The organism is Pseudarthrobacter sp. NIBRBAC000502772, from assembly GCF_006517235.1.
Classification (GTDB): domain Bacteria; phylum Actinomycetota; class Actinomycetes; order Actinomycetales; family Micrococcaceae; genus Arthrobacter.
Genome location: NZ_CP041188.1, coordinates 4,673,359 through 4,699,875, shown reverse-complemented (window position 1 = coordinate 4,699,875; position 26,517 = coordinate 4,673,359). Strand labels below are relative to the sequence as shown.

Annotated in this window: 24 protein-coding genes; 14 read left to right on the top strand and 10 right to left on the bottom strand. The window is 63.5% G+C overall.

What is annotated here, in order from left to right:
* Nucleotides 1–259: 259 nt before the first annotated feature.
* Genes NIBR502772_RS21815 through NIBR502772_RS21805 form a run of 3 tightly spaced genes read left to right on the top strand, consistent with a single transcriptional unit; the run spans nucleotide 260 to nucleotide 2,684 of the window.
* On the top strand, nucleotides 260–1,624 hold the full coding sequence (locus tag NIBR502772_RS21815; protein ID WP_141141786.1) for an MFS transporter: 1,365 nt from the start codon (nucleotides 260–262) through the stop codon (nucleotides 1,622–1,624).
* Nucleotides 1,621–2,424 carry a putative hydro-lyase gene (locus NIBR502772_RS21810; RefSeq protein ID WP_210412342.1) on the top strand — a complete coding sequence of 268 codons (804 nt, stop codon included), beginning with the start codon at nucleotides 1,621–1,623 and terminating at the stop codon, nucleotides 2,422–2,424. Before NIBR502772_RS21815 ends, NIBR502772_RS21810 begins: the two co-directional genes overlap by 4 nt.
* 14 nt (nucleotides 2,425–2,438) lie before the next feature.
* Nucleotides 2,439–2,684, top strand: coding sequence for a hypothetical protein (locus tag NIBR502772_RS21805; RefSeq protein WP_141141785.1), 246 nt, complete (start codon nucleotides 2,439–2,441; stop codon nucleotides 2,682–2,684).
* Between the two features lie 132 nt (nucleotides 2,685–2,816).
* Here the strand turns inward: NIBR502772_RS21805 and NIBR502772_RS21800 are convergent, their stop codons facing one another.
* The 6 genes from NIBR502772_RS21800 to eat form a co-directional block, all read right to left on the bottom strand.
* Nucleotides 2,817–4,037: a DNRLRE domain-containing protein gene (locus NIBR502772_RS21800; protein ID WP_141141784.1), complete on the bottom strand. Its 1,221-nt coding sequence runs from the start codon at nucleotides 4,035–4,037 to the stop codon at nucleotides 2,817–2,819.
* Between the two features lie 740 nt (nucleotides 4,038–4,777).
* A complete protein-coding gene (locus tag NIBR502772_RS21795; RefSeq protein WP_141141783.1) occupies nucleotides 4,778–5,557 on the bottom strand; it encodes a 3-oxoacyl-ACP reductase in 780 nt (259 codons plus the stop codon).
* Nucleotides 5,558–5,582: 25 nt separating this feature from the next.
* Nucleotides 5,583–6,950 carry an aldehyde dehydrogenase gene (locus NIBR502772_RS21790; protein WP_141141782.1) on the bottom strand — a complete coding sequence of 456 codons (1,368 nt, stop codon included), beginning with the start codon at nucleotides 6,948–6,950 and terminating at the stop codon, nucleotides 5,583–5,585.
* Nucleotides 6,931–7,692 carry a gamma-glutamyl-gamma-aminobutyrate hydrolase family protein gene (locus NIBR502772_RS21785; protein WP_246848631.1) on the bottom strand — a complete coding sequence of 254 codons (762 nt, stop codon included), beginning with the start codon at nucleotides 7,690–7,692 and terminating at the stop codon, nucleotides 6,931–6,933. Before NIBR502772_RS21785 ends, NIBR502772_RS21790 begins: the two co-directional genes overlap by 20 nt.
* Entirely contained in the window at nucleotides 7,673–9,055 is a 1,383-nt protein-coding gene (locus NIBR502772_RS21780; protein ID WP_141141781.1) for a glutamine synthetase family protein, read from the bottom strand. The genes NIBR502772_RS21785 and NIBR502772_RS21780 overlap by 20 nt, the downstream gene beginning before the upstream one ends.
* 61 nt (nucleotides 9,056–9,116) lie before the next feature.
* Nucleotides 9,117–10,565 carry an ethanolamine permease gene (eat, locus tag NIBR502772_RS21775; protein ID WP_141141780.1) on the bottom strand — a complete coding sequence of 483 codons (1,449 nt, stop codon included), beginning with the start codon at nucleotides 10,563–10,565 and terminating at the stop codon, nucleotides 9,117–9,119.
* A 195-nt stretch (nucleotides 10,566–10,760) separates the two neighbouring features.
* Between eat and NIBR502772_RS21770 the strand changes: the two genes are divergently transcribed.
* Nucleotides 10,761–11,522, top strand: a complete 762-nt coding sequence (locus NIBR502772_RS21770) for a FadR/GntR family transcriptional regulator (RefSeq protein ID WP_141141779.1) — start codon at nucleotides 10,761–10,763, stop codon at nucleotides 11,520–11,522.
* Between the two features lie 120 nt (nucleotides 11,523–11,642).
* Here NIBR502772_RS21770 and NIBR502772_RS21765 read toward each other — a convergent pair whose 3' ends face one another.
* The gene (locus tag NIBR502772_RS21765) at nucleotides 11,643–11,912 is read right to left on the bottom strand and encodes a hypothetical protein (protein WP_141141778.1); all 270 of its coding nucleotides are present in this window, start codon (nucleotides 11,910–11,912) and stop codon (nucleotides 11,643–11,645) included.
* Between the two features lie 822 nt (nucleotides 11,913–12,734).
* Here NIBR502772_RS21765 and NIBR502772_RS21760 point away from each other — a divergent pair.
* The 3 genes from NIBR502772_RS21760 to NIBR502772_RS21750 are packed head-to-tail and all read left to right on the top strand — an operon-like array spanning nucleotide 12,735 to nucleotide 14,280.
* Complete coding sequence (locus NIBR502772_RS21760) at nucleotides 12,735–13,526, top strand: alpha/beta fold hydrolase (protein WP_141141777.1); 792 nt, start codon at nucleotides 12,735–12,737, stop codon at nucleotides 13,524–13,526.
* Nucleotides 13,527–13,541: 15 nt separating this feature from the next.
* Nucleotides 13,542–13,742 (top strand): hypothetical protein, encoded by a 201-nt coding sequence (locus NIBR502772_RS21755; protein WP_246848630.1) that lies wholly within the window; start codon nucleotides 13,542–13,544, stop codon nucleotides 13,740–13,742.
* Between the two features lie 10 nt (nucleotides 13,743–13,752).
* Nucleotides 13,753–14,280 carry a YbhB/YbcL family Raf kinase inhibitor-like protein gene (locus NIBR502772_RS21750; protein WP_141142217.1) on the top strand — a complete coding sequence of 176 codons (528 nt, stop codon included), beginning with the start codon at nucleotides 13,753–13,755 and terminating at the stop codon, nucleotides 14,278–14,280.
* Nucleotides 14,281–14,598: 318 nt separating this feature from the next.
* Here NIBR502772_RS21750 and NIBR502772_RS21745 read toward each other — a convergent pair whose 3' ends face one another.
* The 3 genes from NIBR502772_RS21745 to NIBR502772_RS21735 are packed head-to-tail and all read right to left on the bottom strand — an operon-like array spanning nucleotide 14,599 to nucleotide 17,556.
* The gene (locus NIBR502772_RS21745) at nucleotides 14,599–15,789 is read right to left on the bottom strand and encodes an MFS transporter (protein WP_141141776.1); all 1,191 of its coding nucleotides are present in this window, start codon (nucleotides 15,787–15,789) and stop codon (nucleotides 14,599–14,601) included.
* 8 nt (nucleotides 15,790–15,797) lie between these two features.
* On the bottom strand, nucleotides 15,798–16,772 hold the full coding sequence (locus NIBR502772_RS21740; protein ID WP_141141775.1) for an acetylxylan esterase: 975 nt from the start codon (nucleotides 16,770–16,772) through the stop codon (nucleotides 15,798–15,800).
* Nucleotide 16,773: 1 nt separating this feature from the next.
* On the bottom strand, nucleotides 16,774–17,556 hold the full coding sequence (locus NIBR502772_RS21735) for an IclR family transcriptional regulator (protein WP_141141774.1): 783 nt from the start codon (nucleotides 17,554–17,556) through the stop codon (nucleotides 16,774–16,776).
* 206 nt (nucleotides 17,557–17,762) lie between these two features.
* On the opposite strand from NIBR502772_RS21735, the gene NIBR502772_RS21730 reads away from it, so the two are divergent.
* The 7 genes from NIBR502772_RS21730 to NIBR502772_RS21700 are packed head-to-tail and all read left to right on the top strand — an operon-like array spanning nucleotide 17,763 to nucleotide 26,490.
* Nucleotides 17,763–19,058: an ABC transporter substrate-binding protein gene (locus NIBR502772_RS21730; protein ID WP_141141773.1), complete on the top strand. Its 1,296-nt coding sequence runs from the start codon at nucleotides 17,763–17,765 to the stop codon at nucleotides 19,056–19,058.
* Entirely contained in the window at nucleotides 19,055–19,996 is a 942-nt protein-coding gene (locus NIBR502772_RS21725) for a carbohydrate ABC transporter permease (RefSeq protein ID WP_210412341.1), read from the top strand. Before NIBR502772_RS21730 ends, NIBR502772_RS21725 begins: the two co-directional genes overlap by 4 nt.
* On the top strand, nucleotides 19,983–20,930 hold the full coding sequence (locus tag NIBR502772_RS21720; protein ID WP_141141772.1) for a carbohydrate ABC transporter permease: 948 nt from the start codon (nucleotides 19,983–19,985) through the stop codon (nucleotides 20,928–20,930). The genes NIBR502772_RS21725 and NIBR502772_RS21720 overlap by 14 nt, the downstream gene beginning before the upstream one ends.
* 17 nt (nucleotides 20,931–20,947) lie before the next feature.
* Nucleotides 20,948–21,715, top strand: coding sequence for an SDR family NAD(P)-dependent oxidoreductase (locus NIBR502772_RS21715; protein ID WP_246848629.1), 768 nt, complete (start codon nucleotides 20,948–20,950; stop codon nucleotides 21,713–21,715).
* On the top strand, nucleotides 21,712–23,604 hold the full coding sequence (locus NIBR502772_RS21710) for a heparinase II/III family protein (protein WP_141141770.1): 1,893 nt from the start codon (nucleotides 21,712–21,714) through the stop codon (nucleotides 23,602–23,604). The genes NIBR502772_RS21715 and NIBR502772_RS21710 overlap by 4 nt, the downstream gene beginning before the upstream one ends.
* 37 nt (nucleotides 23,605–23,641) lie before the next feature.
* The gene (locus tag NIBR502772_RS21705) at nucleotides 23,642–25,807 is read left to right on the top strand and encodes a heparinase II/III family protein (RefSeq protein WP_168223597.1); all 2,166 of its coding nucleotides are present in this window, start codon (nucleotides 23,642–23,644) and stop codon (nucleotides 25,805–25,807) included.
* Nucleotides 25,804–26,490, top strand: a complete 687-nt coding sequence (locus NIBR502772_RS21700; protein ID WP_141141768.1) for a hypothetical protein — start codon at nucleotides 25,804–25,806, stop codon at nucleotides 26,488–26,490. The genes NIBR502772_RS21705 and NIBR502772_RS21700 overlap by 4 nt, the downstream gene beginning before the upstream one ends.
* The last annotated feature ends 27 nt before the right edge of the window (nucleotides 26,491–26,517 follow it).

Sequence of the window (26,517 nt, the reverse complement as noted above, 5' to 3'; positions counted from 1 at the left end):
AACTCCGGAACTGCCGGCGGCGTCTGAATCCCATGAACCCCTTGACGGTGTGATCTGCGTCGCGTAACTTGTTCAACAAGAGGATTGTTCAACAATCCAACGATCGCCGCATTTTCCGACTTCCGCAGCCACCCTGACGGCAAGCCGCCTAAACGCCCAAATGTCCCACCCTGCAACGCCGCAGGCGGGGACAGAAACAGGCACCAGCACCATCCATCCCGCACTCGGATGACATCAACTCTCTTCATGGAGGATTAACATGGCCACTCCCCAAGCAATGGCCCCCGTTGACGCAAAGCCCCCGGTGGCGCGCAAGGACATGTACAAGGCATTCGCGGCCAGCCTGACCGGAACCGCGCTGGAGTTCTACGACTTCGCCGTCTACTCCGCCGCGGCTGCGATCGTTTTCCCGCTCATCTTCTTCCCGGCCGCGGACCCGGTCACGGGCACCCTGCTGGCCTTCTCCACCTACGCCGTGGGCTACATTTCCCGTCCCGTTGGCGGCATCATCTTCGGCCGGCTCGGGGACGAGATCGGCCGCAAGAAGATCCTGGTCATTACGCTGATGCTGATCGGAGTGGCCACCTTCCTCATCGGCCTGTTGCCCACGTATGACAACATCGGCGTCATCGCCCCCGCCATCCTCGTGTTCCTCCGCTTCGCCCAGGGCGTTGGCGTCGGCGGCGAATGGGGCGGCGCGGTGCTGCTCTCCAGCGAATTCGGCGACCCGAACAAGCGCGGATTCTGGGCCTCTGCCGCACAGATCGGCCCGCCCGCCGGCAACCTCATGGCCAACGGCGCACTCGCTGTCCTCACGCTGACCCTCTCCGAAGAAGACTTCCTGAGCTTCGGCTGGCGCATCGCGTTCCTGATCTCCGCACTGCTGGTGGCCTTCGGCCTCTGGATCCGGCTCAAGCTCGAAGACACCCCCATCTTCAAGGCCATGGAGGCCCGGGGCGACAAGCCCAAGGCCCCCATCCGCGAGGTGCTGGCCACCCAGCGCCGGCCCCTCATCGCCGCCATGCTCAGCCGCATCGGCCCGGACGTTCTGTACGCCATGTGCACCGTCTTCACGCTCACCTACGGCATCCAGGAGCTCGGCTTCGACCGCGGCCAGGTGCTCGTCGCCGTCCTGATCGGGTCAGCCCTCCAGATCTTCACCATGCCGCTCGCCGGCGCCATCTCCGACCGCATCAACCGCCGCCTGGTCTACGGAATCGCCGCAGTTGGCGCCGCCGTCTGGGCCTACCTGTTCTTCATCGTCCTTGAGGGACGGTCCCCGGTCATGCTGATCGTGGGCATCGTGCTGGGCCTGCTCTGCCACTCGTTTATGTACGGACCCCAGGCAGCGTTCGTCGTCGAGCAGTTCTCGCCGCGGCTCCGCTCCACCGGCAGTTCACTGGCCTACACGTTCGCCGGAATCATCGGCGGCGCGATCGCCCCGTTTATGTTCACCCTCCTGCTGAGCACGTATGACAGCTGGGTCCCGGTGGCCATCTACCTCAGCGTCGCCTGCCTGCTGACCCTGGTGGGCCTGGCCCTGGGCCGCGACTCCAACGTTGCCGAGGATGAGGAATACCTGCAGGCCGGGCAGGCGCCGGCTGAACTTGTGGAGTCCAAGTGAGCCAGCCACACGCCCTCCTGGCCCCCGCCGACGCACGCCTGAAGTTCCGTAACGGCCTGGTCACCCCCACCTCCGGCTGGAGCGACGGCTACACCCAGGCGAACCTGATAGCGGTGACGGCCGACTACGCCGATGAATTCATCGAATTCTGCCGGCTGAACCCCAAGGCCTGCCCCGTCATCGACGTCATTCCCGCGGGACAGTATGAAAGCGCCCTGGCGCCCGGCTCCGATATCCGCACCGATATCCCCGCCTACCGCGTGTGGGTGGACGGCGAACTGGCCGAGGAGGTCACCGACGTCGCGTCTGTTTGGCGTGACGACATGGTGGGCGTCCTCATCGGCTGCAGCTTCACCTTCGAGGCCGCGCTGGCCAGCGAAGGGATCCCGCTGCGGCACACCGAAACCGGCCGCAACGTGCCCATGTACCGCACGAGCGTCGAGTGCATTCCGGCCGGTCGGATCCACGGCCCCATGGTGGTCTCCATGCGTCCGATGCTGCCCGAGCTGGTTGAAACCGCCATCAGGGTCACGTCGGAAGTGCCGAAGGTCCACGGCGGCCCGGTCCATGTCGGGTCACCGGAGGATCTGGGTATTGCCGACATCAACCGCCCCGATTTCGGGGATGCGGTGGAGATCCGGCCAGGGGAGGTGCCGGTTTTCTGGGCCTGCGGCGTGACACCGCAGAGCGCAGTGATGGCATCCAGGCCCGCCTTCGCCATCAGCCACGCTCCGGGGCACATGTTCATCACTGATGTTCCCGAAAGCACCTACCGGGAACCGGCGGGAGAGCCATCGTGAAGCGGAGACTCCCCGTGGCCGAGAAACGGGCCCGCCGCGTCATCAACCTGTCGGTGCCACGCCAGCAGGCCACCGGAACACACTGCGAGCTGACCGGCGTCTGGCGGAGCCCCACGGGAGCGAGCATTCAGCTCTACGAGGGCCAGCTCATTCCGAGCGATTCCGGCCGGCCCTGCATCTGGACATACGCAGGCCTCCCGGCAAACAAGACGGAGTCGCGCGAGGCCCGCGTGGCCACTGCCGAACACCACAGACAGTAATTGCCGCAAACTCAAGCGGACGACGGCGGGTGCCTCCCGCCGTCGTCCGCCTGAGTTTAATCGGGGTGCTACGGCAGGCGCACGGGGTCTGCGTAACCGGGTCTCGCCCGGCAGTCGGGTCAGCGTGTAGGTCTAGGCCGTTCCAGCCGCCGTATACACGCGAACCCAATCCACTCGCATCTCGCCAGCGCCATTAGCAGTGCTGTCTGGGAACCAGTCCAGTTGTAGCGTCTGGTGCATCGAACCAGGAGGCTGGTGCGCCGGGTCGTTGTCCTCAAACCACTTCACCCCATCGACGTAGCCGACGATCCCATTCGGAGACCAGTCAACCGCGTAGTTGTGGAACTGCGTAACGTCCAGGGCCCTGGACGCCGACGTCTGCGAGTTCGAACATCCATAGTGGTGGAAGAACGTGATGAGGTTCCAGTCACCAGTCGTCTCCGAGTAGTCAACTTCGCCGTCACAGGGCCAATTCTCACTATCCGGCCACAGGATGGACACCATATGGTACTCATTATCACCGGACCCGGCCGCACGGACTTCCCACCGCCCATACTTCTGGTTTGCGAACTTCGCGCCCATTCCAGCGGTCGTGCCGTCCGGAGTTCCAGTCATGACCATTTTGGAGCCGTCCACGGTAACCTGCTGTGGACTCCGCATACCCTGGCCCGCGTGCCCGGCGCTGTTGTAAACAATCCACTTGGTGGCATCCGGCGCACCTGTGTAATTGAACTCGTCGCCAGTTACACGCGTACCCCAACCATGGACTACGGCCGCCTCGGTAGGTGTTACCGCGTCAGGCGCGGTCGTCACCACCAGCCGTGGACGCAGGGCGGACGAAGATTCCTTCGACTTGAATCCGATCCACTTCTGCGCGTTGCTTTCCAGCTTGAAGTTCTGCTCGCCACCCTTTGCGCTAACGCCCTTAGTAACATCCCATTCAACCCACGAGCCGGTAGCGAACCCGCCAGCCTTCCCCAGCCACGTCCCGCGTACTGGTGCGTTATTCCAGGTAACTCCCCTCTCGGTCCAGCCGCCAGACGTAGTGAAAACATCCACGAACTCAGTGGAAGTTGTGGATGCCTCCGAATATGCCCGCAGTTTAGCCGAAACAACATGTTCGCCAGCGGGAACTGGAACATTGAACCGTAGGAGTGTGTTCCGCCAGATGTTCGCACGGCCCTCTGTGGACAAACGGACGCTAGCCCCAAAGTTGGTAGTCGCCTTGTCCGCCTGTACGTATGTGTCTATGGTCGGCGAGATCGTCGTTGCGGCGCTTGCCGTTGTCGGAGTAATGATTGCGAACCCAACCAGAATGGATAATGCAATCGCCACGCATTTACGCCAGAACATCAGCCCGCCCCCTACTAAGCCTAAAAATCTTGTTGGACCCGTTGTCCCATGCGATTGTTACATCGCCGCCATGAGGAACAATCGGGAAGTTCGTGCCGGTCCATCCATGTCTCCGGGCTGCGGCCCAGCCGGTAGATGTGCCACCCGCTGCCGGACTTCCACATGTTGGCCCACCAGGACCCGTCGTTCCACGACAGCTTGCTCTGCGACTTGTCCGACCTCGGCGGATTGGCAACGCCTGAATGACTGATGCTCTGGTAGCCGTAATTGCCGGCGGCCCAAGCACGGCTGGAATTACCGAGCAGACTCGTAGCGATGCTTGTGGCGGGGGCGAGGGATTTACTAAGTCAGCGGACGTAGCTTTCATATTCATCGCTGTTTCTATTGGGGATTTAAAGTATCCGATTGGGTTAAGCAAGCGTCGACCCAGAAACAACGACGGCTAAATGTAAATGCCTAAATGCAAATGCCAGATATCAAAGCGTAGACCAGAAGCGAAAGAATGAGCAATAAATCCCCTATACCTATGTTCAAGGAATGTGCGAAAACCCCTATACCTAATTAGTGAACGCGCCATCCTCGCGTCCGACGGCGGCTGGTCGGCGCTGTAGGGGAGTGGCACCCAACGGAAGCGGACGACGGCGGGTGCCTCCCGCCGTCGTCCGCTAAATAACCCTGCGACGCCCCCGATCTGCCGCGCACGTGCCTTGGGGATAGGGTCCACGCGGAAGACCTGGCCGTTACTCGGGTGTTACGTAAGCGCCTGAAATGCCGCCGTCAACCAGGAAGGTTGAGGCGGTGATGAAGGATGAATCGTCGCTGGCGAGGAAGGCGACTGCTGCTGCCAGTTCTTCCGGTTCCGCGAACCTGCCCAAGGGAACGTGAACGAGGCGGCGGGCTGCCTTCTCGGGATCCTTGGCGAAGAGTTCCTTCAGCAGGGGCGTGTTGACGGGTCCCGGGCAGAGTGCGTTGATCCGGATTCCCTGCCGGGCGAATTCGACGCCGAGTTCCCGGCTCATGGCCAGCACCCCGCCCTTGGATGCGCTGTAGGAGATCTGGGAAGTGGCGGCACCCATGACCGCAACGAACGACGCAGTATTGATGATTGAGCCCTTCCCCTGCGCCTGCATGTAAGGGAGGGCGTATTTGCAGCAGTAGAAAACGGAGGTCAGGTTTACTTCCTGGACCCTGCGCCACGCATCGATTCCTGTATCGATGATTGAGGCATCGTCTGCCGGCGAGATTCCCGCATTGTTAAAGGAGATGTCAACGCTTCCATAAGTTTCGTGGGTCACGGCGTAGAGGTTCTTCACTTCCTCTTCGCTGGTGACATCCACCTTCACATAGAGGCCGCCGACCTCGTCGGCAGCCCGCTGCCCAGCGGTTGGGTCCAGATCCGCGATGACGACATGAGCCCCTTCTGCGGCGAAGCGGCGAGCTGTGGCGAGCCCGATCCCGCTGGCGCCGCCGGTGATGACAGCGCTGCGTCCCTTGAGGCGGTTGGAAATTACTTCAATCATTTTTTCTTCCTTTGTGGTGAGGACGTTATGGGTTGGTGGAGATGAAGACGTTTTTTGTTTCGGTGAACGCGTTCAGGGCGTCCGGGCCGAGTTCCCGTCCGAGTCCTGACTGCTTGAATCCGCCGAAGGGTGTGGAGTAGCGCACCGAGGAGTGGGAGTTGACTGAGAGGTTTCCCGACTCGAGTCCTCGCGCCATCCTCAGCGCCTGACCGATGTCCCGTGTCCAGATGGATCCGGACAGACCGTAGATCGAGTCATTCGCCAGTCGGAGTGCGTCGGCTTCGTCCTTGAAGGGAACGACTGCCACGACGGGGCCGAAGATCTCCTCATGCATCACCCTGTCCTCGCGGGAGGGCGTAAGAACGGTGGGGGGGAACCAAAACCCCTTGCCGTCCGGCACGGATCCCTGGAAAGCCACAGATGACCCGTCCGGGACGAAGCCGGAGACTGTGCGGTGTTGGGCTGCGGAAATCAGCGGCCCCATGAACGAAGCCTCGTCGCTGGGGTCGCCGACCTTCAGGGCCTTCACAACTGGTTCCAGGAGCTCGAGGAATTTCTCGTAGACGCTGTCCTGGACCAGGATTCTGGAGCGGGAGCAGCAGTCCTGCCCGGCGTTGTCAAAAGCGCCTCCGGGTGCTGCTGCAGCAGCGGCTTCGAGGTCCGAATCCGCGAAGATGATGTTGGCGCTCTTGCCGCCCAGCTCCAGGGTCACGGGCTTGACCTGCTCAGCGCAGCCGGCCATGATCCGCTTACCGACCCCGGTTGAACCGGTGAAGACAACCTTCCGCACAGCAGGATGGGTCACGAATCGTTCCCCGACGACTGAGCCCTTGCCCGGGATGATCTGCAGGACACCTTCGGGCAGGCCTGCCTGCCTTGCCAGCTGTCCGAGCCGGATGGCAGTCATCGGAGTCAGTTCCGCCGGTTTCAGAACGACAGTGTTGCCAGCGGCAAGGGCGGGGGCGAAGCCCCAAGCGGCAATGGGCATGGGGAAGTTCCACGGGACGATTACCCCAACGACCCCGAGGGGTTCGTTGAAGGTGACGTTGACCCCTCCAGCTACTGGAATCTGCTGGCCAAGGTGCCTTTCGGGGGCTGCGGAGTAGTACGTCAGGACATCGCGGACATTCCCTGCTTCCCACCGGGCGTTACCGATGGTGTGCCCGGCGTTGCGGACCTCCAGCTGGGCGAGATTTTCCAGGTCGGCGTCTACTGCCGCAGCAAACCTGCGCAGCAGGAGGGCCCGGTCTGCAGGGGCAACATGGCGCCAGGTCTCGAATGCCTGGACGGCTTTTTCGATTGCCCGGTCAGTGTCCTCAAGTGTTGCAAGGGTTATGGTCTCGATTACCTCTTCCGTTGCCGGATTCAGTACGTCAAACGTGCTCGTGGACATTGCCGGGGCTCTCCGTTCGATTCTTGCGGTAGTTGGTTGCAGCCTCAATGAACCCATTGAAAAGCCGGAGATCATTGGGATTCTGTTCCGGGTGGAATTGGACCCCTAGTGCCCATCCGCCCGTTGCCGTTTCGAGGGCTTCCACGGTGCCATCGGCCGCCGCCGCCGTGACGGAAAGGCCGTCAGCGACCCGGTCCATGGCCTGGTGGTGGTAACAAGGTGCGCTGGCCGATGCTCCCAGCAGATGCCGGCTGATGCTGCCCGGCGCCGTCGTGAACTCCACGTTGCCGTATACACCCGGCGCCGGTTGGTAGTCCGCCTCCGGGTTCACATCGGGGATGTGCTGGATCAGCGACCCGCCCATGGCGACATTGAGGATCTGGGCTCCCCGGCAGATGGCGAAAAGGGGGACTTCGGCGTCCAAGGCTGCCTTGGTCAGGGCGATATCGTGCACGTCCCTCGCCGGTTGAGCGCGGGTGAGCCGGTGGGGCTGAGCCCCGTACTGTTCCGGGCCCACATCGCTGCCTCCGGAGATGATCAGTCCGTCCAGGACCTCCACAACCGATGGGTCAGTGCCGACGGGCGGCAACAGGATAGGAGTGCCGCCGGCAGCAACGACCGCTTGGACATAGGTTCCCGGCAGAACTGCCGCATCCGCTGTCCAAACGCCCCAGGAAGCCTGCTGAAAGTAGGTTGTCAGCCCGATCCGTGGGCGGTAGCTATCAGAGCCGTTCAAAGACACGCTTGCGCTCCCAGTCCGTTACGGTGCTGTCAAAAGCTTTCAGCTCGACATCTGCTGCGAAGACGTAGTGGTCCACAACGTCATCGCCGAAGGATTTGCGCGCAATCTCGCTGTTGGTCAGCAGGGCACGGGAGTCCCGCAGGTTGGTGGGTATGCGATCTGCGTCCGACTGGTAGGCGTTGCCGGTCATGATCGGTTCGAGGGGGAGCTCATTCTCGATACCGTGGATGGCGGCGGCGATAAGCGCGGCGGCTGCGAGATACGGGTTGACGTCCCCGCCTCCAACGCGGTTTTCCACCCGAAGGCTGGGACCGCGGCCGACGATCCGCAGTGCACAACTGCGGTTGTCCAGCCCCCAGGCGATGGCTGTGGGAGCGAAGCTGCCTTCGACGAAGCGTTTATAGGAATTGATGTTCGGGGCGACGAAGTAGGCCAGCTCCTTCAGTCCGGCGAGTTGGCCTGCGATGAAATGCTCCATGACAGGGCTGAAGCCATGCTCGCCATCCCCGGCCAGGACCGGATTGCCGTCCAGGTCGGTCAAGCTGAAGTGGATATGGCAGGAACTGCCTTCACGTTCGTTGTACTTCGCCATGAACGTAATGCTCTTGCCTTGTTGTGCGGCGATTTCCTTGGCCCCGTTTTTGTAGAAAACGTGGTTGTCGCATGCAGTAAGCGCTTCTGCGTATCGGAACGTGATTTCCTGCTGGCCCAGGTTGCACTCGCCCTTGGAAGATTCAACGACCAGGCCTGCCTTTTCCATGCCCGTTCGAATGCTTCGGATGACCGGTTCCAGTCTTGCTGTGGCTAGGAGGGAGTAGTCCACGTTGTAGCGGGTCGAGGGGGTGAGTCCCTCGTATTTCTTGTCCCATGCTTCTTCGTAGCTGTCGTCAAACATGATGAATTCGAGCTCGGTGCCGATATGGGCGCGGTATCCCAAGGCCTCCAGGCGTTCGATCTGCGCGCGCAGGATCTGGCGTGGGGACTGGGAGACGGGGCGGCCGTCCAGCCAGAAGATATCGCACTGGATCATGGCAGTGCCTTCCAGCCACGGCACCCGGCGCAGGGTGGCGACGTCGGGCCGCATCACCATGTCTCCATAGCCGTTCGCCCACGAGGACATGGAATACCCGTCAATGGTGTTCATCTCCACATCCACGCTGAGTAGGTAGTTGCAGCCTTCTGCCCCGTGCCCCAGCACGTCTTCGAGGAAAGACCTTGCCCCGCAGCGTTTACCTTGCAGGCGTCCCATGGAATCGGTGATGGCAACGACTACGGTGTCGATGTCACCGGAAGCGACCAGGTCCCTCAGCTCATCGACGCCGAGTTGGCCTTGCGCGGACGTACTGGTTGTTTGATTCGTCATTTGATTTCCGTAACTTTGATCGTATTTATGAGAGAAATTTTGGACCGTGACGGGACGCGTGTCAGCTCTTGAGTTCGGCCTCGGCTGCAGCCAACTGCGCGAATTCCTCTTCGGGAGCACCTGCAACGATGCGGTGCCGGCTGTAGAACCAGTAGTAGAGGAGCGCTGCGCCGAAGATTGCAGCTGTTATGGATGCGGCGAATATGTCGACCACAAATGTTGCGACGACCGCGACGGCAGCAAGGACCAGCGCGATTGAGGTGGTGGCGACCCCTCCGGGTGTCCGGTATCCGCGGGGCAGGTCCGGTTCCTTCCTCCTCAGCACAATGTGCGAGAGGTTCAGGAGGACGTAGGAGACTGTCGCACCAAAGACGGCGATGTTGATCAGGAGTGCGCCGTCACCGGTTATTGCCGCCAGTAAGAAGCCGATCGAGCCAGGGACGATCAGTGCCCAATAAGGGGTCCGCCGTTTGCCTGTCAGGGACAGCCATTTGGGAAGATACCCTGCCCGGGACAGCGCAAAGAGCTGGCGGGAATAGGCATAAATGATGGAGAAGAAGCTGGCTACGAGCCCGGCGAGGCCAGCATAGTTGACGAAGTCTGCCAGGAAAGTGTTGCCACCGTACGCCAGGCGCAGAGCCTCGGGGAGGGGGTTATCGGATTCACTCATTGCGGCTGACCCTGCGGCGCCCGGAACGAGTACGAGCATCAGGGCCCCGAAGACGACCAGGATCACAACAGCGACCATGATGCCCCGCGGCATGTCCTTCTTCGGATTGGCCGTCTCCTCGGCGGCCAGGGGAACCCCTTCGACTGCAAGGAAAAACCAGATGCCATACACGAGTGCACCGACGGCGCCGCTGATTCCCATAGGGAGAAAAGCGCTCGAGGTGGGCGAGCCGTCAGGGACTATGTCAAAGAGGTTCTGGGCGTTGAAATGTGGGATCAGGCCCACGACGACGGCGGCCAGGGCAACGACGGCGACTGCGGTGATGCCGAAGATCATCTTGAGAGCCTCTCCCACTCCGCGGAGATGGATGCCCACAAAAACAGCGTAGGTCACCAGATACACCGGCCAGGAGTTGGTCAGGCCAAAGAGTCCCAGCGCTTCAACATAGCCGCCAATGAAGATGGCAATCGCAGCCGGCGCAACGGCGTATTCAATGAGCACGGCCATTCCGGTGGCGAATCCGCCCAAGGGACCCAGTGCGCGACGGGCGAAGCCATATCCGGCGCCTGTGGCAGGAAGCGCCGAGGATAGCTCGGCGAGTCCGAAAGCCATGCAGGTGTACATGACGCCCATGAGAACAAATGCGATGAGGAGACCGCCCCAGCCGCCTTGGGCGAGGCCGAGGTTCCACCCTGCGAAGTCGCCGGAGATGACATATGCAACTCCGAGTCCGGCAAGCAGGATCCACCCCGCGGCCCCGCGTTTCAGTTGGCGGTGCTGGAGATATCGCTTGTCGTCGGTAAGCTGGGCTGAATCAGAGGATGCCACTGTAGTTCCCATCGTCCAAGGTTATTGGTATGAAATAAGACCATAAGCTCGTTACAGTGTGTGGCAGATCACGAGCGCGGTCAAGGGGTTCTTTGATCTCGGCCAACTTTTCCTCGGTTCAACCGTGCTTCCGGCCGGTGCGGCGGTTTTTCCCGCTTCAATGGGCCCCTTCCATAGGCCTTTTTTTGGACCGATTAGGATGAGCGTATGGAAGAGGAACTGCTCGGAAGCCCCGCACCGATTCTCCGCCCGGTCCGGCACGGCAACGCCTTCGAGGAGACCATCGAACGCTTGCTCCAGAACATCAAACTCGGTCTGTTCGGTGTAGGGACCAAGCTGCCAGCTGAGCGGGAACTTGCCGAGATGCTGGGCGTATCGCGCGCCACCCTGAGGGATGCCCTGGCCGAGCTGCAGAAGGCCGGATACGTTGAAGTTCAGCGCGGCCGCTATGGAGGAACGTACGTGTGCAGCCGGCCCCCTGCGGGTTCGGGGTCCTACCCGGAACTCGATCCGGCCGAGGTAGACGACGTCCTGACCTTTCGCGGCGTACTCGAGCCGGCGGCCGCATCCTTGGCGGCCAGGGCGACGTTATCACCTGCCCAGCGCGGTCACCTGTTAAGGACTTTGGCCGAGGTGGCCAGTGCACCTGCGAATCTGTACCGGCCGAAGGACGCAAGATTCCATGTGGCGATCGCAGAAGTGGCAGGATCGCCAAGCCTTGCACTCGCGGTGGCGGATGTCCGCTCAAAGGTAAGTGACCTGCTGGACCGGATACCTCTTATCCAACCCAACCTGGAACATTCCAACCGGCAGCACCAGGAAATCGTGGACGCCATACTCCGGGGCGACGATGAGGCAGCCTTCAAGGCGGCGCAAGATCATCTGCAGGGAACAGCGTCGCTGCTACATGGATTCCTCGGACATTCCCAGCCTGAGGTTTCCCCGCAATCGACTGCACCACAGCGTTGAGTTGACACGGCTTCCCGCTGAAACTCCTAAAAGTATCGCGGAGGACGTCCGCCTGGGCCTTGAGCGGACGATGGCGGGAGGTCCCGCCGTCGTCCGCTCTACTTGTTTCGAAGCTTAGGGTCAACGATCCCTGTCCGGATCACTGTCGCCAGCGTCTGGACCGTTGTGGTGATCCCGGTATTCCGCGACCTCGATGAAGGCAATCAGCTGCTTGTCAATTCTTACGCCGTAGTCCGCGAAATCCTGCTTGACCATGTATTCGGTTGTCAGGTCGCGGAATTTGTCATAGCCCAAACCCTCGCAGAGCATGTCCGTAATCAAAAGGCGGGTGTCGCCCTCATTGGCGTCACAGGTGAGGAGATCGTGGAGTGGTCTGGTGAATCGCTGCACGGCACTTTTAACCTGCTCATGGGCTCGGACTCCCACTTCGGTCCCTTGGCAATGGTGGGCGTGGGTTTGATCTCCGCGATGACTGTGACGGCTTCGGCGCCGTGGCTGCTTCCGTGTTCAGTGTCCGGGGAAACGACCGCCACGAGGCTTACTTCCATCGCCGGCGGCGCTGGCGCGTCGGCTGAATTTTCGTCGGGTGGAACGACTTGGAGAGCACGGGCTGGACCCACGGGACGCGACAATTCGTCGGGGAGCTGGATGTGTGGGTCCACGACGCCAAAAGCCGCTTGTTTCAACAGCCACTGGATTGTCGGCAACCATGGCTGGACGGCCTCCCTGCTCACCCCCGGGGCTTCGACGGTCCTGGCCGCGGAGATGGCCTCCAAATCGGCGATGCGCGGAACGAGGTGACCCTGCCCAGCTGCCTCAGTCGCCCACTGGGACAGCACCTGTGTCATTTTCCATACTCGCCTGCACTGCGGGCCGCCTGTTTTCGCGGTTGTGCAGGCGGGTGTTGAGCACTAGTTTTTCAATACTCCTCTGCACTAATGTCGTTGTTGCTTACTACTCCTCTGCACACCAAGGGAGGTAGCGGAGTGGATGCAGAATCTACACACATTCGTGAGCCCGGCACGTTGACCGTGCCAGATGCGTCAGGGACCACAAGCCCGGGGTGTGGATCATTTGCACAGCCTGCCACAGGCCAAGCGCTACGCCGACACCAGCGATGAGCATGAGAAAGCCCCCATCTGGAGGCTTGACCCTGACGCGGCGTCAACTCTGCACGCTGGATCACACATTGCAGAACGGAACGGAGACGCCATGATCAGCACGAACGCGACCCCGAAATGGACCGGCATGGTACTGGTCGACGACACTGCTCTGGCCGTCACCGATTCAGGTGGCTCCGGGACGCCGGTGATCTACCTCAACGGCCAGTTCGCGACCCAGGGCTACTGGCGGCGGGTCATCGCCGAACTCGGGCCAGACTGGCGGCACATCACTTACGACGAGCGGGCCCGTGGGCGCAAGTCCGGACGTTCGGCGGATTATTCGTTCGCGGCCGCCGTCGGCGATGTCGATGCCGTGCTCGAGGCTCGAGGTGTCGACCGAGCGCTGGTGGTCGGGTGGTCGTACGGCGCCTTCGTCGCCGCGCACTGGGCGAGCCGCAATCCGGACCGGACGATCGGCGCTGTCCTGGTCGATGGGGCACAGCCGCACGACTGGTTCACCGATGAGATGGTGCAAGGGATCCAAGGGGTCTTCCGTCGCCTGCAATGGCTGATGGTGCCACTCCGCCTGACGGGACTCACGCCGCGAATGACCGCCCTGGAGATGGCCCAATGCAACATCGAAGTCGGCAGGCTCGCGCGTGAACGGGAACTCGGTCCGGTGATGGACAGGATCACCGTCCCGACCCGGTATGTCCTCGCATCCGGAACGTCGTTCGGCAGCAAGGGGGATGAGCAGGAGAAGATCCGCGCCAGCGTGCCCGCGGTGGCCGAACGCAACCCGCACATCACGATTCACGCCAAAGTCGCGAGCAATCACGGCGCGATCCTTCGCAAGGACTTCCGCGCGATCGCCGAGGCGGTCCGCGGCGTCGCCGGTTGAGGCGGTCTGGAGCCCATGCTCACAATCAGCCAACTGGCCTCCTATGCCGGGGTGACGGTGCCAGTCCCCGGCACTATCACCAGACCGGCCTGCTCGCCGAGCCCGAACGCGACCACTCCGGACACCGCAGCTACGACGCGGCGCCGTCGTGCGGTTGATCCGGCCGCGGCCCACGCCGGCGAAGAGTTCAGGAATGCCGACTCCGCCAGCAACTGAAAGGCAACAGATGTCTCCCCACGATTCCCATACCCGCCACGGTTCCCCTTCCCTGCACCTCAGCAGCGAGTCCATCCAGGATGGCCAGACCCTGCCGCCCGCACAGCGCAGCGGCAAGATGCGTGCCGGCGGCAAGGACGAATCGCCTCAACTGAGCTGGGGCGGCGCGCCGGCTGGCACCATGAGTTACGCCGTGACAACGTTCGATCCAGACGCCCCGGGCCGCGGCGGATTCTGGCACTGGGCCATGCTGGACATCCCCGCAGGCGTCACGTCGCTGCCCGCCGGAGCCGGTGCCGAAGGCGTGCGCCAGCTTCCGTCCGGCGCGATCCAGTTGAAGAACGACGCCGGTTTCCACGGCTACGTGGGCGCCGCACCGCCACCCGGACACGGCCCGCACCGGTATGTTTTCACGGTCTACGCCCTGGATGTGGAACACCTCGGGCTGGACGCCGGATTCAGCCCCGCCAAGCTGGAATCGAAGCTGTCCGCACACTCCCTGGGGCGCGGGATAATCACGGCCATCTTCGAACGCTGAGACCGCCGAAATCGCCGGACCTGCGAGTTCGCGCCGGATGCGGCTGGTAGCCTCCGGCTGCGCCGAGCCGAAGAGCTCTTCCTCTACGCCACGCTTACCCACTTTGACGGCGTGGCCGGTGCACTGTTTGCAGGAGCAGGCAGCGGCTCCTCGCCAAGCGTCGCCCTGGACTTCTATGACGGAACCGGGCTGGGGACATTCACGCGCGCCTCGTAGGGCTGCGGATTCCGGTCGTACTTGGTGATTCCCAGGTCGGCGCTGTAGGGGAGCGGCACCCAATGCAAGCGGACGACGGCGGGACGTCCCGCCGTCGTCCGTTCACTGCTCCGGACGCGGACCCCGGGTCCAGAACGCAACAGCGACGAGACCTCCCCAGCCGAAAAACACGAACCAGGGCACGAGCGCGACAGCGGAAGCCTCGCCGGCGATTGTGTAAAGGAGGCCGCCAACCAGATTGCCGACGACGCTGCCCGCGGCTTGAGCCAGGCCAAAAACGCCGAAGTGCGAGGCGATGGATCCGCCGCGGGCAAAGTCTGCGACCACTGCATTCATCACGGGCTGCGAGAGCATTTGGCCGACGGTGAAGAGACCGACTCCGGCGAGCAGCCCCGCCGTTGTGCCCCACAGCCCCATGACGGCTATGCCGGCACCAAGAGACAGAGCGCCGGCGCCCAGAATGGCGCGTGCGGATAAACGGCGGGCTACGAAAGCGGTCAGGGGAAGCATCGTGACGACCATAAGAACAGCGGCGGCGGTGTAGACGAGTCCCACGCCCACGGGTCCCGGGAGAACATCTCCGGCCCGGATGGGAACGACGAGGTAGAGCTGCGAGGCGAGCAGCCACAGGGCGCTGGCGAGTGCACAGTACCGAAGAAACCCGCGGTTTGACAGCACGTCACGGATGCCTGACGCGGAAGGATTCCGTGCTGAAAGTCCCGCGGGGAGCCCAGCGACAGTGAAAATGAAGGCGACAAGAAAGAGCAGCGCGGCGCCCAGGCTGACCCATTTGAAGTCGAATCCGGCCAGAAGGCCGCCGATCATCGGTCCGATGACGAACCCCAGGTTGGAGATCATTTCGCGCGTCGAATAAACGCGCACCGAGTCCCTGCCTTCTGCGAGGGCGGTGTACGCGGCGTAGCTGGCCGGGTGGAACAGTGCCCCGCCAAGTCCGGAAAGGATGGAAGCGGCAACCAACAGCGGCACCGAATCGACGGTCCCGAGCAAGGCGAACCCAGCGGCGCGTACGAGCACCCCCACCGCGATGGCCTTCTTGTAGTCAATGCGGTCGGCGATCCAGCCGGACAGCGGCATAAGCCCGTTCTGGGACGCGGACCGCACTGCCGTGAGAACTCCGACGAACGCGATGGTGAGCGAGAGGTCTTCGAGGAGGTGGAAGGCCAGCAGCGGGATGAGCATGTAGAACCCGACAGCCATGATGAAGGTGTCCGCATAAAGCACCCACAACGCCTTGGATGTGCCCGCCGGTACGCCGTCCGCTGGAGGGGGCACCAAACGCCTTACCGCAGCGACGACTCGAGGGCGGCGAGCTTTCGCGGAAGGCCGTAGTCTCCGCCGCCTTCGTGGCCGTTGTACGGGAACACGGCCAGGTCTTTGTCCGCCGCGTAGTGGTTGAAGGCGGCGTAGACCGTGGACGGCGGACAGATTTTGTCCATCAGGCCCACCGACAGCCAGCCTGGTGCCGTGGCGCGGGACGCGAAGTTCACGCCGTCGAAGTACGACAGGGTCCGGATGACGTTTTCGACTTCGAAGCGGTTGCCGGCCAGATACCGGGCAACTTCCCAATAGGGTCCGGCGTCGGTGACCTGGCTCGCCCGGCGGTAGTGGCAGAGAAACGGCACATCGGCCACCACCGCACGAAGGTCCTGGCGCAGGCCGCCGACGGCCAGGGCCAGGCCTCCGCCCTGGCTGCCGCCCACCACGCCGATCCGCTTGGGGTCGACGTCAGGGTGTGCCGCGAGGGCGTCCACGGCCCGGACAGCGTCCGTGATGAGCCTGCGGTAATAGTGGTTGGCCGGGTCGTCGATGCCCCTGGTCAGGTAACCCGGTGATGCGGGGGCGGTCCCGGAAACTTCTCGGTCGTGCGTGTCCGCGGTGGTCTTCCCGCCGCCGCCCTGGCCCCTGTTGTCCATCACCAGATGGGCGTAGCCGGCAGCGCTGTAGGCCAGCCGTTCGTAGGGAATGCCACGGCCGCCGCCGTATCCGATGTACTGCACCAGGCCGGGAAGCCTGCCGCTGCGGTGCCTGGGCAGCAACAGCCACGCCTTGACGCGCTGGCCGTGGAATCCCGAAAACTCAACATCGAAGACGTCAACGGTATCCAGGCCGCCGGACCATGGCGTGAACGTTGCATTCAGGGGGTGGCTGGCTGCTTCGTCAAGGGTGGCCTGCCAGAAATCATCGAAGTCCGGCTGCTCTTCGCGTTCGGGAAGATAGGAAACGAGGCGATCCTGCGGCCAATCAAAAAATGCCATTTTAGCGACCCCATGTGCTTGGTGGTGAATAACTTTGACGGGCGGTCTGCAGCGAGGAAATCACTTTTTCCTCCAGCTCCTTATCAAGCCGGACCAGGGGGAGGGCAACACTGACCGCGTCAACGATCGGGCCCGGTCCCGGAAGCGCGATGGCGAAACAGGCGGTCCCGATGGTGTTCTCCTCCCGTTCAAACGAATAGCCGCGCTCATGCGTCAGGGCCAGGTCTTCAAGGAGCCGGTCCATGTCCGTGATGGTGTGCTGGGTGAGTGCCACGAGATTCTCCCCCAGACGTGCGCGGACGTCCCCGGGGCTGTATTCCGCCAGGACGGCTTTTCCCAGGGAAACGGCATGTGCCGGGAGCCTCTTGCCGAGGGCCGAGTGCATACGAAGCTGGTGCTGCGATTCCCGCTTGTCCAGATACACGACGTCGCTGCCGTCCAGGCGGCCCAGGTGGACCGTCTCGTGCAGCTCGTCGGAAAGCCAGTCCAGGATGTTCTGGGCGCGCGAGACAACTTTGTCGGATTCGACGTACGCCGTGCCGACCTGCAGTGCGCGGACCCCCAGCGAGTACCTAGTGCCGGTGACCTCGGTGGCAACCCAGCCGCGTGCGGTCATGGTGCGCAGCAGGCCATGCAGGCTCGACTTCGGGATGTTCAGGGCATTGGCCATTTCCGGCAGGCCGGCATGGCTGTTCTGCGCGAGATATTCCAGAACCGACAACGTCCGGTCCGCTGACTTCACGGCGGCTCCTGGAGACGCCTTTGTCACTTCATCGATGGCCATTCCTGGTTCAGCTCCTCGGCCCAAGTTTCGATATTTCATTCATCATACGGGTTGACAGTGCTATCCGTGAATGTAGAGTTCTATATGTGATTGCCATTCAGCATACTGAATGACTCGGCATCCTGACAAACTGTCCGTGACGCCAAAAGTTCACCGATTCAGATCGAACCCCTCTCGACATGACGCTTGATAAGAAAGGTTCAGTAATGACGCTGACACGCCGCTCATTTCTTTCAGCCGTGGGAATCAGCTCGGTAGCCCTGTCGGCCGCCGCCTGTTCCGGGCCAACAGCGGGATCAGGGCCGGCCACTGTGGCCACCGGCAAACTGTCCGGCCAGGTTTCGCTGCTTACCCCGATCTTCGAAGGCGCCGCCGGCAAGGCACTGCTGGAGCAGAAACTCATCCCCGCCTTCCAGAAAACCCACCCGGATGTGAGCTTCAAGGTCGACTACGTGAATTACTCGGCCCTGAACGAAAAGCTGACCACCGGACTGGCCGGCGGAACCGTGGCCGACGTCCTGATGCTCGGCGTGGGATGGATTCCGCCCTTCGCCGCCAAGGGCGTGCTGGCCGAGCTGCCGGCGGAATTCGCCGACGGCCAAGGCTTCCACCCGCGGGTGCTCGATCCTTCCAGGCACGAGGGCAAGCTTTACGCCCTGCCCGCCGTGCTCGACACACGATTCGTGGCCTACCGGAAAGACATTTTCGAGGAAGCCGGGATCACTGCACCGCCGCAGAACTGGGAAGAGCTCCGCGGAATCGCCAAGGAGCTCACCCGCTCCAGCGGCGGCCGGATATCACGGGCAGGCATTGACGCCTTCTCGATCGACCTCCGCCAGGGCTGGGAGTACGCCCTTTTCGCCAACGGCGGCAAGCTCTTTGACGAAACGGGCAGGAAGGTCCTGTTCAATCAGCGCGAAGGCGTCGAGGCACTTGAATTCCTGGCCGGGCTGATCAAGGACGGATCCACCGCCTTCGACTTCCGTTCCGAAGCGGGCAAGCCGCTGCAGCTGCAGACAGGCAACGCCGCGATGGCCCTGGTCAACAACGCACACTTCATGACCATCCAGCAGCAGAGTCCGGAGCTCATCAAGGAAGGAAAGATCGGAACTTTCCTTCTGAAGAACACCACGGAGGCGATGTTCCAAGGCGGGACGCTGGCCTCGGTCTCCGCGCGGTCCAAGAACCCCGACGCCGCCCAGACCTTTGTGCGGTACCTGGCCAGCCCTGAGGTCATCCTCCATACCTGTGAATACCGTGGTTCCGTTCCCGCGATCAGTGCGCTGGCCTCCAGCGACTACGTCAAGAACAACGACTTCGTCCGGTTCGCCGTCGACAACTTGGACAAGTCGGTCAGCGAAGGCGGCACGCCGGCGTGGATGGAGATCCGGGACACCATCAAGGCAGCCGTTGAGGAAGCACTCACCGGGAAAGCAACGGCCCAGGAAGCCCTGGACCGGCTGGCAGATACGGCCAACGACGCGATCGGCCGGCTCCAGTGACATCGGTCGCCACCGCCTCGCCGGATACCGCAGCCCAGTCCGTCCCGCCACGGAAAAAGGTCTCCAGCCTGCTGCGATCCCAGCGGCGCGCAGGGGTATGGATGGCCTTGCCGGCCAGCCTCCACGCCGGCATCTGGATCGGCCTTCCGATGCTCGCCTCGATCGTGCTCAGTTTCACCCAGTACGACGTCATCTCAGCTCCCCGCTTCATTGGCCTGGCCAATTTCGAAGATCTGTTCACCGATCCGGTGTTTATGACCAGCCTGAGGAACACGGCCGTCTACGCCTTCTTCACCGTGCCGGTCTCCATGGCCATCGCACTGGTCCTGGCCGTGATGCTGAACCAGGGCATCCGCGGGCAAATGCTGTACCGCACGGCGATCTTCATTCCGCAGGTCACCGCCACCGTGGCCATCGCCCTGGTGTGGCTCTGGATCTACAACCCGCGCGGCGGCCTGGCCAACCAGCTGCTCGGATTCTTCGGCATTGGCCAGGTGTCGTGGCTGACGGATACCGCGTGGTCGCTGCCGTCGATCATTGCCGTGGGTGTCTGGCAGGGGATCGGGCTGAAGATGCTGATCTACTTGGCCGCCCTGCAGGGCTTGCCGAAGGATGTGTTCGAAGCCGCCTCCATTGACGGCGCCACCGCGGTGCAGAAGTTCATGCAGATCACCGTGCCGATGCTCAAACCCGCCACCTTCTTCGTCCTGGTGACCTCGATCATCGGCGCGTTCCAGGCTTTCGACCAGGTGTACATCCTGACCCAGGGCGGCCCCGCCAACTCCACCACCCTGATTACCTACGAGATCTACAAGTCAGCGTTCCAGCAGTTCAGGATGGGCCTGGCCTGTGCGCAGTCTCTGGTGCTGTTCGTCTTCCTGATCGTCCTGACGCTGATCAACCGCCGCCTGATGGGAGGATCCAATGACGATAGTTAAGGCTCCAAAGCGAGCGCCGCAACACACCGGGCCTACCGCAGCGCCGGGGGCAGCCACCCTGGTGGACCACAAACGAAAGGCCCGGTTCCGGCGCGGTCTGCTGTGCCTGGCGCTGATCGCCATTGCGTTCGTCATGCTGGTCCCGTTCCTGTGGATGATCATTACCTCGCTGCGGCCGCCGAGTGAGCTGGGCATGGCCAATCCGCCGCTGATTCCCGGAGAACTCCAGTGGAGCAACTACTCCGATGCGCTGAAGGCCGCCCCCTTCGCCACGTATGCGCGCAACAGCTTCATCATCGCCATCAGCCACACAGTGCTCAACCTGGTGATGGCCTCGATGGCCGGATACGCGCTGGCCAGACTCAAATTCCGTGGATCAACCCTGATTATGGGAGCGTTCATCGCCGCCCTGATGATCCCGACTTACACGAAGATCGTCCCGGAGTTCCTGATCGTGCGGTTCATGCCGTTCTTCGGGGGCAACGACGCGTTCGGGCAGGGCGGCATTGGCTGGCTGGATTCCTGGTGGGCGTTGATAATTCCGGGCGCGGTGACACCTTTTGCAGTGTTCCTGTTCCGCCAGTTCTACGCCTCCGTTCCCGTTGAGCTGGCCGAAGCAGCCCGCCTGGATGGCGTCAGCGAATTCGGCATCTATGCCAGGATCATCACCCCGCAGATCAAACCGGCCATTGCCACCGTGGCGCTGCTGACGTTTGAGTCCTCCTGGAACAACTTCCTGTGGCCGCTGCTGGTCACATCCTCGGACAACTTGCGCGTCATCCAGGTAGGTCTGTCGGTCTTCCAGAACGAAAACACCACCCAATGGTCGCTGCTGATGGCCGGGACTGCCCTGGCCACGCTCCCGATGGTGGCGCTCTTCCTGCTGGGCCAGCGCTATTTCGTCGACGGATTCACCCACGCAGGCATCAAATAATGAAACAGGAGAACACCTTGTCTTTGACTTCCCCCGCCCTTCCCACGCGTGCCCTCGTCACTGGGGCCGGCCACGGTATTGGCCGCGCCTGCGCGCTGTCCCTCGCAAAGTCCGGCGCCGACGTCGTTGTGCACTACAACACGAGCAAGGATGACGCGCAGGATACCGTTGCCGAGATCCAGGCCCTGGGGCGGAACGCCGTCGCGGTGCGTGCCGACCTGACAATCCAACAGGATGTGGACGATCTACTGCGCGCCGCAAGGGACGAGCTGGGCGGCCTGGACACCGTGGTTGCCAATGCCGGCCACCTGGTGGACCGCCGCGCCCTGGCGGATATCGACGCCGAATTCTGGCACAAAGTGATTGACGTCAACCTGAGCAGCGCCTTTTTTACCGTCCAGGCCGCAGCGCCCCTGTTGGCGGAAAGCGGTGGTTCCGTCGTCCTGATGTCCTCCGTGGCCGCGCACAACGGCGGCGGTCCCGGTGCCATCGCCTACGCCGCGGCGAAGGCCGGCGTTGACGGCCTGGCCCGTGCCCTGGCCAAGGAGTTGGCGCCTGCGGGCGTGCGGGTCAATGCCGTGGCACCGGGCTTTATCGCCAACACCGCTTTCCATGACACGTTCACGGGTGCGGAGGCGCAGAGGAAGATTTCCTCCGGGATTCCACTGGGCCGCTCCGGTACCGCCGAGGACGTCGCCAATGTTGTCACGTTCCTCAGTTCCCCCAAGGCTTCGTTCATCACCGGGGAAACCTGGGATGTCACCGGCGGAGAAAAGATCAAATGACGGCCACACCGCAGACCACGTACGAACGGCCGGCCATCCCCAACCGGCCTGGCGGTTGGTGGCACAACTTTGCCTGCCCGGTGCATGGTGCCGAGCTGCTCCCGGGTGAGTCGACCAGCGAAACCCAGACCTTCCGCTGCCCGGCGGGATGCGAGGTCTCCGGTGAACCGTATTCCGGCGCCTGGACCGTCATGTGCCATCAGCAGGCTGCCCGCCGCATCCGGCTCGCCGGTCACCGCGGCGACGCGGCACATGTCTTCGAGGCCCTCGCCCAATACCGTGCGCTGCTGGACACGGTCGGGAACAAACCCAATGAAGACGCCGAACCCTGGATGGTCCGCGGCCGCTTGTTCCACCAGGCACTGACCGAGGCCATCTGGGGTGTGGCCGTGGCTGACGGCATCTGGGCATTGTGCGAACAGCTTCCGGATTTTGACTGGGGCCCCGCCGAAGACGATGCCCGCAGCCTCCTGGCTGCCATCCTCGAAACAGTCCGGGCCGGGCGTGCCGAACTCATCGACGCCGGAAAGCTGAAGAGCAACTACACCGCCTGGCTGACCGCCGCGGAACGCCTGGCCAGCGGCGCCCTGGCCGCCCTGGACGGGGACCTTGATACGCGCGGGGATTTGATGACCGGCCCCGTCGGCCTGGCCCGGCACCTTCAGGCCGCAATCCTCCCGGACGGATGGGAATGGGAAGGCGCACCGTACTATCACATGTTCGTTCTGAGGGCCTCCCTCCTGTCACTGCGGGGATGGTCCGCAGTCGAAATCCCGGAGGAGACACAGCAGACGCTGCGGGCCATGATCGGCGCACTCACCGCCATCAGCACCGCCGATGGCACGGTGCCGGCCATCCATGACAGCCCAGTGGCCCGCCGGGCGCAGGATCTTGAGTACCTGGAAACGATGGAGCTCGCCAGTCAGCTGTTTCCGGACCTCGTAGCGCAGACCGCCGCCATCCGCGATGCAGCTGCGGCCCGCCTGGGCTCGGAGGCGCGGGAGACGGTGGCCATGATCCGCGGCTGGATTGGGGGAGCCGGCGACGGCGTGGCCGGCCGCAGTGAGTCCGGACCCGGCACGCAGACCGGTGCCGCAGCGGGCCCGGCGGAACCTGCACAACCCGAGGACGCCGTCGGCCTTTCCGTCTTTCCCGACGCCGGCTTCGGAATCGTGCGCCAGGGCGGAACGGGGTTCAGCGCCATTCTCGATTTCGGACCGCACGGCGGATCGCACGGGCACTTCGACAAACTGGCACTCTACTTCTATGGCCGGGGTGTCTGGTGGCAGCCGGATCCCGGGGCGCCGCCGTACGGTTCATTCCTGCGCTACCCGTACGCAGGTGTCCGGTCCCATCCCACCGTGCGGATCGGCAACGGGGAACAGGCTGAGTGTTCCGGAAAACTGCTCGACACCCGTATGGACGGCGGGACAGCCTTCCTCGCGGCGGAAACCCGGGGAGCGTACCCGGGCGTGCTCCTGCGCCGGCGGGTGATCATGGCGCCGGACCACATCATCGACATCTTCGATGTGGAAGCGGACCACGGTGCCGACACGCCCTCCGGCGAGATCAGCCTGGGATTCAGGCCGGACGTGGATTTCGCGGTGCGGCCCGTGCCCGGGGACCCTCTGCAGTGGCGGAGCACCTGGGGCGAGGGCTCAGAACTCCTCTTCGGGACCCACCTGCTCCCGCATACTCCGCAAGGGCCCTTCGGCCTCCGCTCGGTGCCCGTGCGGGCACCGGCGGACCGCCCTCATCTCTGGCGTTCAGGCGCAGACTGGACGCTGGACGCCGGGCTGGCCGGAAACCCCTCACGCGGTTCGCGTCCCTGTACTCAGCCGCCGATCCGGCAGCCGGACTGGACGTTCAGGACGGCCGAATCATCGTGACCGTTTCCGGCCGCACCTACACCTACGCGGCCCACTGATGAGCCTCCTGATCGGCGACAGGCTTGAGGCGCTCCGCAGCGCCGTCACAACTTCACACCGCTCGCAGTTCCGACGGCTCCATGAGCAATGTGAATGGTCCGCCCGGCAGGTGCTGCCGGAACAGCATCCCTCGGCCAGCATCACCTGGCTGGGGGCGGGCGCCCCCAATCTGGCGCTCGCCCATCTGCTCACCGGCCAGCCCTGGTACCTGACGGAACTCCGCCGCTGGCTGCGGGCCACCTGCGCCCTGCCGCACTGGGGCAAGGAACACATGCCCGATACCGACCTCGACGCCGGGTGGCTCTGCTTCGGACTGGCGTTGGTGGAGAACTGGGTGGGCCATCTGCTCCCGGCTGAGGAGCACAGCATGCTGCAGGCCAAGCTGGCGCTGCAGGCGGAGCGCCTCCATCAATACATCGAGGAAAACCGCGGCGCCTGGTGGGCCGACGCGTACTGGCAAAACCACAACTGGATCTGCTATTCGGGCCTGGCCGCCGTTGGTTATGCACTGCACGGCCACCCGGGGTCGGGGGACTGGACCGCGTCGGCGGCCGCCAACGCACGCGAACTGCGGCGCCGGCTGCCGGCCGATGGCGCCGACGGCGAAGGGGTCGTCTACTGGAGATACGGCGTCCCGTGGCTGGCCGCACATGCTGACCTCATGCGGACAGCCCACGACCCGGACGGCCACAACGCGTTCAAGGACTTCGATTTTCTGCGCCAGACGTTCTGGTACCGGCTGCACCAGGCCGCCCCGGGCTTTGAAACGATTATCGATCACGGCGACTGCCACGACCGGCGCAGCGGTCACAGTGTGGCGCTGTACTACAAGCTCGCCAGCGAATATGGAATCGGCGAGGCCCAGTGGCTGGCCAACCGGGTTGCCGATCAGTATTTCTGGCGCGAAGCCTATGAAAGCGGCGTACGTCCCGGGGTGATGCCGGAGGCCTACCTCGAGTTCCTCTGGTTCGACGAGACGATTGAACCGGTATCGCCCGCGGCCTTGCCAACGGGGCGCAGCTTTGCTGACTTGGGACTGCTGGCCACCCGGACATCGTGGCGCGATGATGCAAACATGGTCTCGGTCAAAGCCTCGCCCGGAAGCGGGCACGGTTCCTGGCGGGAAGGCCACGTGCTGGCAGCATCCGGCAAGTGGCAGGCGGCGAGCGACGGACACTCGCACCCCGACATGGGTGCGTTTGTGGTGATTGGCGGCGGCGAATACCTTGCCATCGATGAGGGCTACAGCAGCCGGAAGCTGTCCGGACACCACAACGTCGTTCTCGTTGACGGGCGCGGGATGCGCGGTGAAGGCAGCTACAGCGTGTGGAAGAACCTGCCCGAAGTCGCGGCCCCCGTGCTGCATGCCTGCGCCGCAGGCGCACCGGGCACCGGAGCGCTGGGACTGCTCATCGTCGATACGGCCCCCTGCTATCCGCCGGAACTCGGGGTTCAGACAATGCTGCGCACGCTGCTGGTTGGTCCGGGCGGGGAACTCTTCATTGATGACCGGCTGGAGGCCAGCGCACCACGTGAGTGGAGTTGGCTGTTGCACTCCGATGTACCGGCCACACAGGAAACGCCGCAATGGTGGACCGTGCGCAAAGGCTTCGGGTCCCTGACTATCGATATTTTCGACGAGGGGACGACGACGGGGACGGAATGTGTCGAGGTGAGCGCTAACCCCACATCAAGCACGCCGTCGCTGAGCATCACCAGGACCATGCAGCGCCTCAGATCCGACGCTGGCCCAGTTAAGCAGGCCCGGTTTACGCGGATCCTTCAGCCGCGCACCGACCCGCACGGCGACAGGGCAGCCATCCGGCCGGACGCCGGGAACGGTGTTTTCAGCCTCGCCGGGGACAGTGCGGGACAGCCGCGGCTTGCCGGCCGTCCCGGCGCGGGCCGCCGCAGCACGTGGTTCTTTCCGCCGGCCGACGACGGGGCTTCCAGATGTGCCGGGCCCCTGACGTTGGCCGCGGAATCAGCGGTGGCTTTCGAAGACGAATCCGGAGGCGGACTCCTGGCATATGGTGCCAGCCATCTGGAGATTCACGGCCGTAAGGTGGATCTGTCCGCTTTCAGTCAGGGATCCGGCGACGCCGGCAGGGTGCTGAGCCTCCGGTGGAGTGCCGACGGCGAGATAGGAATGGCGGGGGAATGACGACACTTAACGGGTCCGGGCCTGGCGGATCGAGGCCGGAGGGCCTGGCAGCAGCGTCCCTGGGACTCCTGCGCTATCCCTCCAGCCTGTTCCTGGCCAACATCGCGGCCATTCTCTTTTTGCTCCCCGTCGTGACGTGGCTTTCCGGGCTTGTCGGGGCCACCCGGGTGCTGCGGTCCATCGGCCACACTGACGACGAGGCCTTCCTCGGTGTGGTCCGCTCCGTGCGAACGTCCTGGCGCAGGGACCTGCCGGCCGCCGCCGGCATTCCCCTGGCTTTTGGAGTGGTCACGGCGAATATGCTGTGGCTTGCCGGCCACCCGACGCCCATGAGTGTCGTCCTGCTCGGGGCCCAGCTGCCCATACTCCTGGCCGTGCTGGCGTTCACCGTGAACTACATCGTGCTGGCCAGCGAACCGGACAACGACGTTCTCACGGCCGGCGTCATGGTGAAGTCGGCCGTGAGCGCCGCACTGCGCCGTCCGGGCCGGTCGCTGCTGGCGGTAGCGGTCGGTGTGGCGTGTGTGCCTGTCATGGTGTTGCCGCCCCTGACGGTTGCCTGCGGACTCACGCTGCCTGTCTGGTTCATCAACGCGGTGCTCACCGCGCGACGGCCAGCGGCACCCAACGCAAGCGTACGACGGCGGGACGTCCCGCCGTCGTCCGTTCCCGTCCCCAAATAGGACGTGGGCAGAGGGCGCCGTTGTCCG

Bases quoted from the DNA above. Each gene is read 5' to 3' on its own strand.
- NIBR502772_RS21735 (WP_141141774.1), bottom strand. From the start codon at position 17,556: ATGGCCATCGATGAAGTGACAAAGGCGTCTCCAGGAGCCGCCGTGAAG.
- NIBR502772_RS21720 (WP_141141772.1), top strand. From the start codon at position 19,983: ATGACGATAGTTAAGGCTCCAAAGCGAGCGCCGCAACACACCGGGCCT.
- eat (WP_141141780.1), bottom strand. From the start codon at position 10,565: ATGGGAACTACAGTGGCATCCTCTGATTCAGCCCAGCTTACCGACGAC.
- NIBR502772_RS21700 (WP_141141768.1), top strand. From the start codon at position 25,804: ATGACGACACTTAACGGGTCCGGGCCTGGCGGATCGAGGCCGGAGGGC.
- NIBR502772_RS21710 (WP_141141770.1), top strand. From the start codon at position 21,712: ATGACGGCCACACCGCAGACCACGTACGAACGGCCGGCCATCCCCAAC.
- NIBR502772_RS21705 (WP_168223597.1), top strand. From the start codon at position 23,642: ATGAGCCTCCTGATCGGCGACAGGCTTGAGGCGCTCCGCAGCGCCGTC.
- NIBR502772_RS21740 (WP_141141775.1), bottom strand. From the start codon at position 16,772: ATGGCATTTTTTGATTGGCCGCAGGATCGCCTCGTTTCCTATCTTCCC.
- NIBR502772_RS21750 (WP_141142217.1), top strand. From the start codon at position 13,753: ATGTCTCCCCACGATTCCCATACCCGCCACGGTTCCCCTTCCCTGCAC.
- NIBR502772_RS21800 (WP_141141784.1), bottom strand. From the start codon at position 4,037: ATGTTCTGGCGTAAATGCGTGGCGATTGCATTATCCATTCTGGTTGGG.
- NIBR502772_RS21780 (WP_141141781.1), bottom strand. From the start codon at position 9,055: ATGACGAATCAAACAACCAGTACGTCCGCGCAAGGCCAACTCGGCGTC.
- NIBR502772_RS21815 (WP_141141786.1), top strand. From the start codon at position 260: ATGGCCACTCCCCAAGCAATGGCCCCCGTTGACGCAAAGCCCCCGGTG.
- NIBR502772_RS21730 (WP_141141773.1), top strand. From the start codon at position 17,763: ATGACGCTGACACGCCGCTCATTTCTTTCAGCCGTGGGAATCAGCTCG.
- NIBR502772_RS21755 (WP_246848630.1), top strand. From the start codon at position 13,542: ATGCTCACAATCAGCCAACTGGCCTCCTATGCCGGGGTGACGGTGCCA.
- NIBR502772_RS21790 (WP_141141782.1), bottom strand. From the start codon at position 6,950: ATGTCCACGAGCACGTTTGACGTACTGAATCCGGCAACGGAAGAGGTA.
- NIBR502772_RS21795 (WP_141141783.1), bottom strand. From the start codon at position 5,557: ATGATTGAAGTAATTTCCAACCGCCTCAAGGGACGCAGCGCTGTCATC.
- NIBR502772_RS21760 (WP_141141777.1), top strand. From the start codon at position 12,735: ATGATCAGCACGAACGCGACCCCGAAATGGACCGGCATGGTACTGGTC.
- NIBR502772_RS21770 (WP_141141779.1), top strand. From the start codon at position 10,761: ATGGAAGAGGAACTGCTCGGAAGCCCCGCACCGATTCTCCGCCCGGTC.